The organism is Roseomonas sp. KE2513 (genome assembly GCF_016107305.1).
GTDB lineage: Bacteria > Pseudomonadota > Alphaproteobacteria > Acetobacterales > Acetobacteraceae > Roseomonas.
The window spans coordinates 1-12,594 of record NZ_RCVR01000048.1; the positions used below are offsets into that span (position 1 = coordinate 1).

A 12,594-nucleotide genomic window follows, 5' to 3' on the forward strand; every position below is an offset into this window, starting at 1 on the left:
CAGCCATCACCATACCACCCCATCAGCAACACCATCACCACAACCCCTCAACGAGCCACAGCAACAGCACTACCAATCAGCAGCACAGCAACAACTGCACTTCCAAAAAACAGATGCGAATTTGAAAGATCAGGGGATCGGATCCCCAACCCAGACAGCCACCCGTTCGCCGTATCCAGCGACTGAGACGCCACCATGGGACAGAACAGGACCGAAGAGGAAAAGCCGACTGGACGCTCTGGGCGTCGCCATCGGGATCCTCTTCGGAGCACCGGGCGGCGGGCTCAGCCGCGCCGTTCGGTGAGGCCTATTTAGCTTCACGTCCCTCGGGGATCAACCCCGAAAAATCGCCTTCCCGTCAGAAAATCGTCACGCAGGCCAGAAGCTCTGTTCAGGCCGCCAGGGCGGACTTCCCCCGGCGCTGGTGCCGCAGCACCTCCTCAATCCAGGCGTCCAACCGGTCGGTCTCCTGCTCCGCCGCCTCGGCCTCCTGATAGGCACCGGGGAAACGCATCGCGAGCCAACGCCAAGCGACCAACCGCTTGTAGACCTTCTCCGCCGTCTCCAGCACGGCGCCGCCCGCCCGCTGCGGGTTCGGCAGGTGCCCGGCCGTGGGCGGGCTCACGGGGCGCCCTGCCCCATGGTCCACCGCCCAGCGCGTGAGGCGCGCAACGCCACTGTCCCGCTCATTGATCGGGCACATCGCATACGTCCAGCGCTCAAGCAGCGAGAGGCCGGGCACCCCGTCCACCGCCGCCGCGACCGCCAAGGCCTGCGTCATGTCCGCCAGGCGGTAGTTCGGGTCGTCCTTCCGCAGCACCGCCCGCTTGATCCGCGCCAGCACGCCGAAAAGACTGTCCGAACCGATCTCGCCCGCCACCGCCGCGATAATGTCGGCATCGGGCTGCACCTGCGGTCGGGTCTCCTCCGGCGGCGCGGGCGGGGCGTTCAGCAGGCGGCGCACGAAGGCCGGATCCCCGGCACCCGCGAGCACCGCGACCACCCCCTCCTCATGCTTGCCGAAGCGCCCCGCGCGCCCGCCAATCTGCTTCACTTCCTGGGAGAGGAGGTCCCGCGACTGCTGGCCGTCGAACTTCCGCAGGCTGGAGAAGACAACGCGACGGATAGGCAGGTTCAACCCCATGCCGATCGCATCCGTCGCCACCAGCACCTCGGCCTCCCCGCGCCGGAAGCGCGCGGCCTCGGCCAGGCGCACCTCCGGGCTTAGGGCACCATAGACTACGGCCACCCGGCGGCCACGCCGCATCAGCTCCTCGCGCAGCTGCAGCACGTCGCGGCGGGAGAAGGCGACCAGCGCGTCTCCCGCGCCGAGCTCCCCCAGCTCCACGGTGTGGCGAGCCGCGACCAGCGGCGACTTCCGTTGCAGCGACACCTCCTCCAGCGTGTCACCGCAGAGGGAGGCGATCCGCCGCACCATCGGCGCCGCCTCCGGCGACCCAAGGACGAAGACCTCGCGCGCCGGAGCCCCCATGATAGCGGCGGTCCAGGCCGCTCCGCGGTCCGGGTCGTGGAGCATCTGCGCCTCGTCCACGATCGCCACGTCCACCGGCTCGTGCAGCGGGCACATCTCGACCGTCGCGGCCAGGTGCCGGCTGCCCGGCGCGGGGATGCGCTCCTCCCCCGTGGTGAGGGAGGCGGCAACGCCCCGCTCGGCGAGGGCTTCCCGGAACTCATGCGCCAGCAGGCGAAGCGGCGCGAGCGCCAGGCCGCTCTCGGCCTTCGCCAGCCGGTCCAGCGCCGTGTGGCTCTTGCCGCTGTTCGTGGGCCCGGTGACGAGGATGATCCTCCGCTCCAGCGCCCGCGCCGTGGTGAAGTGCCCGGCATAGCGGTCCAGCGCCGCGATCCGCGCGACGGCCGCGTTCATAGCCCGACCGCCATGGGCCGTCGCCTGGGCCGGCACCGCCGCAAACTTCCCGCCGCGGCCCTCGTCGCCCCGTCGCTCGGGGCCACGGGCGCCGCCCAGGCCGGCGTCGCGATCGGCGTTACGCCAGTGGAGGACATCCGGCCTCAGCGAGGCCACGACATCCGGATCAAACTGCCGCCGCTCCCCCTTCCCGCCCCGGCCGGAGGCGATCCGGCGGGCGACGGGCACCAGCCCCGCGCTCACCCAGCGCTGCGCCTCCTTGGGCGAGCAGTCGAGCAACCGGGAAAGGTCATCAATCTCCACCAGGCCGCGCTCCCAGTCACGCAGCCGGCGCACCTCCTCGCGGCGGCGCTCACGAGCGAGGCGAGCAGCCTCGTTCACCTCCCGCCGACGGCGCTCCTCCGTGCGGACGGCCCTCGCGCGCAGGCGATCGGCGGCATCGGGGTCCAGGCCTTGCGCCTCCGCCACCAGAAGAGCCAGCTCGCCCAACGGCTCGGGCCGCAGCTGGCGCCCGTAATCGGCCAGTTCCGCCATCACCGCCTCGAGCACCGCCTCCGCGCTCGTGCCCGCCTCGCGCAGGCGCTCGGAGACGACGCGGTCGGCGGCGGCGAGAAGCGCCTCTTCGGCAGGCTCCGGGTCATCCACCGAGGCGGCCGCGGCACGGGCATCTGCCGGGGTGATCCAGAGCCGCCCGGCCTCGCGCGCGCGCTCCTCGATACGGGTTGCCCAGCCCCGCCGCCGAAGCTCGCAGAGGGCGCGGCGGACCGCTCCCCCGTCCGCAGGCAGGTGGCGGGCAACAATGCGCAGCAGCCCCGGCATCTCAGCGGGGGCCACGGCAAGGCCCATCGACTCAATAGCCGCCTCGATCGCCCTCTCGGCTCTCGCTCGCAACTCGTCGCTACCCGTCAACTCCATCGTTCTGTCCATCCTCGCAACCGTCACCTGCGGGGAGGATGGCGTCCAAGCCCCGCGCGCCCTCGGCCGACCGGCGCGCGCCTTTCAGATTGTATCGACGAGGCGCTGGTTCCAGCGGCAAGAGGAGCTTTGCGGGCATCCAGGCCGGCCCGGCGGCGTTTTTACGCAATGCCTGCCCCTTCCATCAGCCCCGCCGCCTCCCCCCGCGCCACCGCCACGGCCAAAACATCTTTCGACTACGATGAGGCCTTCCGCCGGCTGCGGCTGATGCTCGCTGAGCGGCCCAAGGCCGCCATGTTCGACCTTCGCGACCGCGGGCACGGCTCGCCCTTTGAGCAGCTCGTCGCCACCCTGATCTCCGCCCGTACTCGGGACGAGGTGACCACCCCGGTCTGCCTCCGCCTCTTCGCCGTGGCGCGGACGCCCGCCGAGATTGCAGCGCTCGATGAGTCCAGGCTGATCGAGCTCCTCCACGGCGCGACCTTTCCAGAGCCCAAGGCGCGCGACATCCTCGCGCTCTCCCGTCGCATCCTTGAGGAGCACGGCGGCAGGGTGCCGGACACGATGGAGGGGCTGACCGCCTTCCGCGGCGTCGGGCCCAAGATCGCGGCCCTGACCCTGGGCGTCGCCTTCGGTCAGGAGGCGATCGCGGTGGACATCCACGTCCATCGTGTGACGAACCGCTGGGGCATCATCGCTGCCCCCACGCCCGAGCGCAGCATGGCCGCGCTGGAGGGGGTCCTGCCCCGCCGCTACTGGATCGAGATCAACGAGCGGCTCGTGCCCTTCGGCAAGTTCGTCTGCACGGGGGAGCGTCCGCGTTGCTCCGAATGCCTCCTGCTGGAGATGTGCCGTCAGGTTGGCGTCACCTCCGCCCGATGAACCTAAGCCGGCATGAGCAGGGCGCGTGAACAAGACTGGCCCGCCGGCCATGCCCGGCGCTAGGCTTGTACGGTGAATGCCCTGTCCCCCCAGCGCCACCGGCTCGCGATCGAGGTCGTCTTCGACCTCGTCTGCCCCTGGTGCTTCATCGGAACCCGTCGGCTCCGCCGCGCCCTGCGCGCGCGCCCCGAGATCGCGACCGAGCTCGTCTGGCGCCCCTTCCTCCTGAACCCCGAGCAGCCCCCGGCGCGCGAGCCCTTCGCCCGGCGTCCCGGCCAGGCGGACCGCACCCGGCGCCTGCACGCGACGCTCACGGAGATGGGCCGGGCCGAGGGCGTGCCCTTCCGCTTCGACCTCATCCACCGCACGCCGCCCTCGATCGATGCCCATCGCCTGGTGCGCCTGGCCGCCCGGCGCGGTGCGGCGGAGGAGGTGGTGGATCGCCTCTTCGTCGCCCATTTCGCGGAGGGCGCCGACATCGCCGACCACGCGACCCTGGCCGGGATTGCCGCCGCCGCAGGGCTGGAGCGCGCCGCCACCCGCCGCTTCCTCGCGGGGGAGCAGGAGGTGGAGGCGGTGCAGTCCGAGAACCTCCGCGCCCATCGCCTTGGCATCAACGGCGTGCCCTGCTTCGTCATCGCCGGCCGCCACGCCATCGCCGGCGCGCAGGAGCCGGAGGTGCTGCAGCGCCTGCTCGACGTCGCCCTGACGGAGTTCGTGTGAGCGCGGGCAGGATCGGCCGCCGCGCGGCGTTGGTTCTGCCGCCGGCCCTCGCCGCCTGCCGCGCCGCAGCCCAGGACACGGCGGTGGACCTGCTCCTCGTCCTAGCGATCGACGCCTCCGGCAGCATCGACGCCGACGAGTTCCGCCTCCAGCGCGAGGGCTGCGCGGAGGCGCTGACCCACCCTGCCGTCCTCTCTGCCATCACCGCCGGGCCGCGCTCCTCCATCGGTGTCGCCCTGGTCGAGTGGGGCGCGCCCGGCGGCGCCGCAACCGTCGTTGACTGGCACCGGATCGAGGGCCGCCCCTCCGCCGAGGCCCTCGCCCGCGCCGTGACGGAGGCGCCCCGCTCCCGCCAGTCCTGGAACGCCATCGGGGACGCAGTTGACCACGCGGCCGCCCTCATCGCCCGCGCACCCTGGCCCTCGCGGGGGAAGGTCATTGACCTCTCGGGTGATGCCCCAGACATGCGGAGCCTCAACCCTGTAGCGGTCGCCCGACAAGCCGCCGCCGCGCAGGGCATCACGGTGAACGCCCTGGCCATCGAGGGTGGCCGCCCCGGCCTCACCAGCACCTATGAGGAAACGGTGATCGCCGGCGACGGCGCCTTCGTCATGACCGCCGAGACCCGCGCCGACTTCGCCCGCGCGCTGCGCGCGAAGCTCATCCGCGAGATCGCGGCGCGGCCAGGCGGCTCAACTCCGGCCTGACCACCAGCCTCAGGCCGCCTTCGACTGCGTCGCCACCCGCAGCAGCGCCTGGAGGATCTCCCGCGCCACCTTCACCCGCTGGGCCAGCTCCATCTCGCGCACCACCGCCAACTTATGGTCCGGCCGCAGCTTCACGCCGCCCTTCTGGGTCGCCACCCAGGCGACGAGGCCGCCGGGATTGGCAAACTGGTTGCGGCGGAAGGCCAGCACCACACCCTTGGGACCGGCATCAAGCTTCTCCACCCCTACCTCGCGGCACATGCGCTTGATGGAGACGACCTGGAGAAGGTTCTCCACCTCCTCCGGGATGGGCCCGAAGCGGTCGGCCAGCTCGGCCGCCATCGCTTCCAGCTCCGCCTCGTTCGCCAGCCCGCCAATGCGGCGATACAGGCCCAGGCGCACGGGAAGGTCGCGCACATAATCCTCGGGGATCAGCACGGGCAGCCCGAGATTGATGTTCGGCGTCCAGTCCCGATCCGGCGCCTCGCCCTTCTGTCCCTTGCCCCGCTGGCGGTTGCGGATGTCCTGCACCGCGTCCTCCAGCATCTGCTGGTAGAGCTCGATGCCGACCTCCCGCACATGGCCGGACTGCTCGTCGCCGAGCAGGTTGCCGGCGCCGCGGATATCGAGGTCGTGGGAGGCGAGGGTGAAGCCGGCGCCGAGGTTGTCCAGCGTCTGCATCACCTCCAGCCGCTTCTGCGCGGCGGCGGAGAGACGGTGCGAGGGCGGCCAGGTGAAATAGGCGTAGCCGCGCTGCTTCCCGCGCCCGACCCGCCCGCGAAGCTGATACAGCCCCGCCAGCCCGAACATGTCGGCCCGGTGGATGATCAGCGTATTCACCGCGGGCATGTCGAGCCCGCTCTCGACGATATTGGTCGAGAGCAGGATGTCGTATTTCCCGTCGCCGAACTCGGTCATCACCCGTTCCAGCTCGGTCGGCGTCAGGCGGCCATGCGCCTGGGCGATCCGCACCTCCGGCACGATCTCCGCGAGTCGCGTCGCGACCTTCGGCAGGTCCTCCAGGCGCGGCACCACGCAGAAGACCTGCCCGCCGCGGAAGCGCTCGCGCTGCACGGCCTCGCGGATGATCACGCTGTCCCAGGGCATGATGAAGGTGCGCACCGCCAGCCGGTCTACCGGCGGCGTCGCGATCACGCTCATCTCCCGCACGCCGGAAAGGGCCAGCTGCAAGGTGCGCGGGATGGGCGTCGCCGTCAGGGTCAGCACGTGAACGTCGGCCTTGAGCGACTTCAGCCGCTCCTTGTGCGCAACGCCAAAATGCTGCTCCTCGTCGACGATCACCAGGCCGAGGTCGGCGAACTCCACGCCCTTGGCGAGCACCGCATGGGTGCCGACGACGATGTTGATGGAGCCATCCTTCACCCCCTCCTTCACCACCGCCATCTCCTTCGGCGTCACCATGCGGGAGAGCTGCGCGACCTTGATAGGCAGCCCCTCGAAGCGGGTGGAGAAGGTACGGAAGTGCTGGCGGGAGAGCAGCGTGGTCGGCACCACCACCGCCACCTGGGCGCCGGTCATCGCCACGACGAAAGCGGCCCGCAGCGCGACCTCAGTCTTGCCGAAGCCGACATCGCCGCAGATGAGCCGGTCCATCGGCTTGCCGGCCGAGAGATCCTCCAGAATGTCTGAGATGGCGCGGAGCTGGTCGTCGGTCTCGGCGAAGGGGAAGCGGGCGCAGAACTCGTCCCAGGCGCCCTCGGGTGGGGTGGCCATGACCCCTTCCTTCGTCTGGCGCTCGGCGGCGGTGCGGATAAGCTGCGCCGCCATGTCCTGGATACGCGACTTCGCCTTCGCCTTGCGGTTCTGCCAGGAGACGCCGCCGAGCTTGTCGAGGGAGACGCCCGCGGAATCGCTGCCGAAGCGCGTCAGGACCTCGATGTTCTCGACGGGCAGGAACAGCTTGTCCCCACCCTCGTAGAGCAGCCTGAGGCAGTCATGCGGCGCCCCGCCGGCGTCCAGCGTCTGCAGCCCGTCATAACGCCCGATGCCGTGGTCGGCATGGACCACTAGGTCGCCTTCCTCGATCTCCGTCGCGTCCGCGATGAACTGGTCGGCGCGCTTGCGGCGGCGCGGTGGGCGGGCGATGCGGTCGCCCAGCAGGTCCTGCTCGCCGGTGACGGAAATGCCGGGCTCGCCATCCGCACCGGGCGCGCCGATGAATCCGCGCTCCAGCCCCCAGATCGCCAGCCCCACCACGCCCGGCGGCAGCGCCTGGGTCGCCGCCCAGTGGTCCACGATCTGGGTGGGCACGCGGTGCTCGCGCAGCAGGTTCGCCAGCCGGTCGCGGGAGCCACGCGTCCAGCCTGCGAGGATGGCGCGCCGCCCCTGCCCCGCCATGGCCTTCGCATGGTCGTGGAAGGCGTCGAAGACGTTGCCGCCGGCCTGGCGCACCTCGGTGAAGACGCGGCCCTGTCGACCGCCAGCGTCCACCCCCTCCCCGCCCTCGGGCTTGTCGAAGGGGCTGAAGCGCAGCAGCGGGCCGCCGGAGAGCATCCGGTCCCAGCCCCTGCGGTCGAGGTAGAGGCGGTCGGGCGGCGCGGGGCGGTAGGGCACCTCGCCCTCCCGCGGCGGCAGGCGGCGGGCCTCGTAATGGTCCTCGATCATCTCGAGCCGCGCCTCGAGCGAATCCTCGGCCTGGTGGTCGAGGCTCACGGAAGCGGCGCCGAGATAGTCGAGCAGCGTCTCCATCGACTCGTGGAACAGCCCGGCCCAGTGCTCCATCCCCGGGTGCCGCTGCCCAGCGGAGACACTGACATAGAGAGGGTCATCGCCCGCCGCGGGGCCGAAGAGGTCGCGATAGCCGCTGCGGAACCGGGTGATCGAGTCGGGGTCGAGGAAGACCTCGCCCATCGGCCGCAGCCAGAGCTCCTCCAGCGCGTCGCCGCTGCGCTGCGTACCGGGATCAAAATGGCGGATACTCTCGATCTCGTCGCCGAAGAGGTCGAGCCGTACCGGGTCCGGCTCGCCCGCGGGGTAGAGGTCGATAATGCCGCCGCGGACCGCGTACTCGCCCGGCTCCATCACCGTGCCCGCGCGGCCGTAGCCGTTAGCCTCCAGGAAGGTGATCAGCTTGTCGGGGTCGGTCCGCCCGCCCTTCGCCAGCCGCATGGTGGCGCCGGCGAAGACCGCGCGCGGCGGCACCTTCTGCACGAGGGCGTTGATCGTCGTGAGCACGATGCGCGGTCGGCCGGGCGGCTCCATCAGCCGCGTCAGAGTCGCCACACGCTCTGCCACGATCTCGGGGTTCGGCGAGACGCGGTCGTAGGGCAGGCAATCCCAGGCCGGGAAACTCAGCACCTCCGCCTCGGGCGCGAGGAAGGCCAGGGCATCGGCCATGCGCTGCATGCGGGCATCGTCGCGGCAGACATGCAGGATGCCGCCCGCCTCCTCCGCCCGGCGGCGGGCGACGAGCAACCCGTCATACCCCTCCGGCGCGCCGTAAACCTCAAGGCCGCGGGACGTCTTGGAAGCCATCAGAATTTCCGTACTGCGGCGGGGATCCCCGCGCCGGGAAGCGCGCTCGCCTCCAGCAGCCGCCGCATCATGGGGGATTGCAGGTCCGCGGGCACGGGGCGGCGGCCCGAGAGCCAGTCGGTGAGGTCCACGTCCGGCAGTTCCAGGATCTCCTCGACCTCATCCAGCTCCTGCTCGGAGAAGGCCTCGATCCGGTCCGACACGAAGCCACCGATCAGCAGGTCCGTCTCCTTCGTGCCGCGATGTGCCGCCCGGAACAGCAAACGCCGGCGGCGAGGGGAGAGTTCGTTCGCTTCGTCACTCATTGCGGGAGGCCCGTTCGGCATTCGTTCGTGGCGTGCCATATAACCCGCACGCCAGATCATGCCAGACCACCCCGAACACCTCCTTCCCCTGCTCGCCCCGCTCGACAGCCTCCCGGAGGCGGCGGGGAAGGTGCGCCAGCTCACCGATGCCGCAGGCCCCCGGGTGCTGGACCTCCTGTTCCACCTTCCCGAACGTTACCTCGACCGGAAGCGCATCACCCGCCTCGCCGACGCCGCCGATGGGGACATCGCGACCGTCCCCCTGCTGGTGGAGGAGGTCTGCGCGCCGCGAAACCCCTCCCAGCCCTGGGTGGTGAAGGCGACGAGTGAGCGGTCGATGATCGACCTCGTCTACTTCCTCCGCGCGCGCTGGGTCGGCCCCTGGCTGCACCGCGCCTTCCCGGAGGGGGCGCCGCGCACCGTTTCGGGCCGCGTCCGGCGCTATGGGGCGCGCTGGCAGATGGATGCGCCCGAGTTCGTCTCCCCGCCCGACATCATCCCGGAAATCCAGCCGGTATGGCCACTGGTGAAGGGGCTGGGTCCGAAGGACGTGGGAAAGGCCATGGGCGCCGCCCTCGCCCGCCTGCCGCAACTCCTGGAGTGGCAGGACCCCACCCATCTGCGCCGCCGCCGCTGGCCAGGCTTCGCCGAGGCCCTGCGCGCCCTCCAGGCACCGCAGGCAGTTCCTGGGCCGGAGGCGGTCGATCGTTTGGCCTATGACGAGCTGCTCGCCGGCCAACTCGCCATCGGCCTCGTCCGCCGCGCGGTGCTGGAGCGGCCTGGCCGGTCCCTCCACGGTGCCGGCACGCTGCGGGAAGCTGCCCTCGCCGCCTTCGGTCACGAGCCCACCCCGGCCCAGGCCCATGCCCTGGCCGAGATCGACGCCGACCTCGCGGCGCCTCGGCGAATGCTGCGGCTGCTCCAGGGCGACGTCGGCAGTGGGAAGACCCTCGTCGCCCTCCTGGCGATGCTCCGCGCGGTGGAGGCAGGCGCCCAGGCCGCCATCATGGCGCCGACGGAAATCCTCGCCCGCCAGCACCTCCGCACGTTCCAGCGGCTGGCCGGGGCGGCGGGCGTGGAATGCGCCCTCCTCGCCGGCAGCGTGAAGGGAAAGGAGCGCTCCCGCGTCCTCCGTCGCCTTGCGGAGGGGTCCCTTCCCCTCGTCGTTGGCACCCACGCCCTGTTCCAGGACGGGGTGCAGTTCCGCGACCTCGCCCTGGTGGTGGTGGACGAGCAGCACCGCTTCGGCGTGGCCCAACGCCTGATGCTGACCGAGAAGGGCAGCGAGACCGACGTGCTGGTGATGACCGCGACCCCCATCCCCCGCACCCTCCTCCTCACTCAGTGGGGGGAAATGGCCGTCTCCCGCCTGGAGGGCCGCCCGGCGGGGCGCAAGCCGATCGTCACCCGGATCGTCAGCCGCGAGCGGCGCGACGAGGTTCTGGCGGCGCTCCGCCGCGCCTTTGCCACCGGGAACCGAGCCTACTGGGTGGTCCGCGCCATCGAGGAGGGCGAGGCTCATGACAACGTGGCCGCCGAGACCACCTTCGCCGCCCTGAAGGAGGTCTTCGGCGATGCCGTCCGCCTCGCCCATGGCGCCCAGAGCCTGGAGGTGCGCGAGGCAGCCCTGGGCGACTTCGCCGCCGGACGCGCCCAGCTCCTCGTCGCCACCACGGTGGTGGAGGTGGGCGTGGACGTGCCCGAGGCCACCATCATAATCATCGAGCAGGCGGAGCGCTTCGGCCTTTCGGCCCTGCACCAGCTCCGCGGCCGGGTCGGGCGGGGCAGCGCGCAATCCTTCTGCCTTCTCCTCCCCTCATCCGAATTGGCAGAGGGCGAGAAGCGGCGGCTGGCGGTCATCCGGGACACGGAGGACGGCTTCGTCATCGCCGACGCCGACCTCGACATTCGCGGCGGCGGCGATGCTCTAGGCACCCGTCAGGCCGGGCAGATCGGCCGGCGCATCGCCGATCCGCAGCGCCACGGGCCGCTCGTCCGGATCGCGCACCAGGAGGCGGAACTCCTCCTGCAGAAAGACCCGGAACTCGTCGCCACCGACCGCGGGCGGGCGGCACGCGCCCTGCTGGATCTCTTCGGCCACGATCAGACGCTGAAGCCGCTCGCGGCCGGGTAAGCATCGGTAAGGGCCCCTTGCGCCCCTCCCCGCACCGCCGTAACCCGGCCTCGCGGGGGCGCCCGGCCCCCCGTCTTCTGGGGATGCAACGTGACCGCCGCGCATATCGAGATCGACCGCCTGACGAAGCGCTTCGGCGCCTTCACCGCCGTGGACAACATCTCCTTCACCGTCCGCGCCGGGGAAGTCCTGGGGTTCCTGGGGCCGAACGGCGCGGGTAAGTCCACCACCATGAAGATGCTGGCCGGCTTCGTGACGCCCACCGCCGGCACCGCCCGAATCATGGGCGAGGACGTGGTGGAGCGCCCGGTGGCAGCCAAGCGCCACCTTGGCTTCCTGCCGGAGGGCGCGCCCACCTACCCTGAGATGACCGTGCAGGGCTTCCTCGCCTTCACCGCCCGCGCCCGCGGCTATCGCGGAACCGAGGCGGCCGACCGCGTGCACGACGCCATGCGCGCAACCAGCCTCGAGGAGGTGCGCCTCCAGCCGATCGAGACGCTCTCCAAGGGCTTCAAACGCCGCGTCGGACTCGCGCAGAGCCTGCTGCACGACCCGCCCGTGCTGGTGCTGGACGAGCCGACGGACGGCCTCGACCCCAACCAGAAGCACGAGGTCCGCAACCTCATCGCGCGCATGGCGCCGAGCAAGGCGATGATCATCTCCACCCATATCCTCGAAGAGGTCGGCGCCGTCTGCACGCGCGCCATCGTCATCGCGCGCGGCCGCGTGGTGGCGGACGCGACGCCGGCGGAGCTCTCCTCCCGCGGCCGGGACCTCGATGCCGTCTTTCGCGATCTCACGCGGGAGGCCGCATAATGGGCGGCACGCTGACCGTTGCCCGGCGGGAACTCGCCTCCTACTTCGCCACCCCCGTCGCCTATGTCTTCATCGTCATCTTCCTCGTGATGTCCGGCACCCTCACCTTCACCCTCGGCGGCTTCTTCGCGCGCGGCACGGCGGACCTGCAGCCTTTCTTCTCCTTCGTGCCCTGGCTCTTCCTCTTCCTCGTGCCCGCCATCACCATGCGCCTCTGGGCGGAGGAACGGCGGCTGGGCACGATCGAGCTGCTGCTGACCCTTCCAATCGCCCAGTGGCAGGCCGTGCTCGGCAAGTTCCTCGCGGCTTGGGCCTTCTGCGCCATCGCGCTGGCGCTGACCTTTCCGCTGGTGATCACGGTGAACATCCTGGGCGATCCCGACAACGGCGTGATCGCCGCAGGCTATCTCGGCTGCCTGATGGTGGCCGGCGCCTATCTCGCGGTGGGCGCTGCCATCTCCGCGCTGACGAAGAACCAGGTGATCGCCTTCGTCCTTGCGGTTGCCGTGTGCTTCCTCTTTGCCGCCACGGGATCGCCGGTCGTGACCGAGTTCCTCAGCCGCAACACTCCGGCCCTCGCCGAGATCGCGCGCGGGCTTTCCCTCACGGACCGCCTCGCCGCCTTCTCGCGCGGGGTTATCTCACTGCGCGACGTGGTCTTCTTCGCCAGCTTCATCGGCGTCTGGCTCTTCGCCAACGCCGTCGCCGTCGATCTTCGCAAGGCGGATTGAC

General features: G+C 70.9%; 10 protein-coding genes. 7 read left to right on the forward strand and 3 right to left on the reverse strand.

All coding sequences use genetic code 11. The features are described 5' to 3' along the window. Nucleotides 1-304, forward strand: a 304-nt coding sequence (locus tag D9599_RS31630) for a hypothetical protein (RefSeq protein ID WP_232480947.1), incomplete at its 5' end; no start/stop codon positions are given. Between the two features lie 87 nt (nt 305-391). Here D9599_RS31630 and D9599_RS26535 read toward each other — a convergent pair. Next, on the reverse strand, nt 392-2,812 hold the full coding sequence (locus tag D9599_RS26535) for a helicase-related protein (RefSeq protein ID WP_232480948.1): 2,421 nt from the start codon (nt 2,810-2,812) through the stop codon (nt 392-394). Nucleotides 2,813-2,968: 156 nt separating this feature from the next. On the opposite strand from D9599_RS26535, the gene nth reads away from it, so the two are divergent. The 3 genes from nth (at nt 2,969) to D9599_RS26550 (ending at nt 5,112) form a co-directional block, all read left to right on the forward strand. Then, nucleotides 2,969-3,682 carry an endonuclease III gene (gene nth, locus D9599_RS26540; protein ID WP_198384309.1) on the forward strand — a complete coding sequence of 238 codons (714 nt, stop codon included), beginning with the start codon at nt 2,969-2,971 and terminating at the stop codon, nt 3,680-3,682. Between the two features lie 72 nt (nt 3,683-3,754). Further along, a complete protein-coding gene (locus D9599_RS26545; protein ID WP_198384310.1) occupies nt 3,755-4,405 on the forward strand; it encodes a DsbA family oxidoreductase in 651 nt (216 codons plus the stop codon). Continuing rightward, nucleotides 4,402-5,112, forward strand: a complete 711-nt coding sequence (locus D9599_RS26550; protein ID WP_309228722.1) for a DUF1194 domain-containing protein — start codon at nt 4,402-4,404, stop codon at nt 5,110-5,112. The genes D9599_RS26545 and D9599_RS26550 overlap by 4 nt, the downstream gene beginning before the upstream one ends. A gap of 9 nt (nt 5,113-5,121) precedes the next feature. Here D9599_RS26550 and mfd read toward each other — a convergent pair whose 3' ends face one another. Further along, nucleotides 5,122-8,607 (reverse strand): transcription-repair coupling factor, encoded by a 3,486-nt coding sequence (gene mfd / locus D9599_RS26555; RefSeq protein WP_198384311.1) that lies wholly within the window; start codon nt 8,605-8,607, stop codon nt 5,122-5,124. Beyond that, nucleotides 8,607-8,912 (reverse strand): succinate dehydrogenase assembly factor 2, encoded by a 306-nt coding sequence (locus D9599_RS26560; RefSeq protein ID WP_198384312.1) that lies wholly within the window; start codon nt 8,910-8,912, stop codon nt 8,607-8,609. Before D9599_RS26560 ends, mfd begins: the two co-directional genes overlap by 1 nt. A gap of 58 nt (nt 8,913-8,970) precedes the next feature. On the opposite strand from D9599_RS26560, the gene recG reads away from it, so the two are divergent. The 3 genes from recG (at nt 8,971) to D9599_RS26575 (ending at nt 12,593) form a co-directional block, all read left to right on the forward strand. Next, the gene (gene recG, locus D9599_RS26565; RefSeq protein WP_198384313.1) at nt 8,971-11,046 is read left to right on the forward strand and encodes an ATP-dependent DNA helicase RecG; all 2,076 of its coding nucleotides are present in this window, start codon (nt 8,971-8,973) and stop codon (nt 11,044-11,046) included. 90 nt (nt 11,047-11,136) lie between these two features. After that, entirely contained in the window at nt 11,137-11,862 is a 726-nt protein-coding gene (locus tag D9599_RS26570) for an ABC transporter ATP-binding protein (RefSeq protein ID WP_198384314.1), read from the forward strand. Further along, complete coding sequence (locus D9599_RS26575; RefSeq protein ID WP_198384315.1) at nt 11,862-12,593, forward strand: ABC transporter permease; 732 nt, start codon at nt 11,862-11,864, stop codon at nt 12,591-12,593. Before D9599_RS26570 ends, D9599_RS26575 begins: the two co-directional genes overlap by 1 nt. Nucleotide 12,594 lies beyond the last annotated feature (1 nt).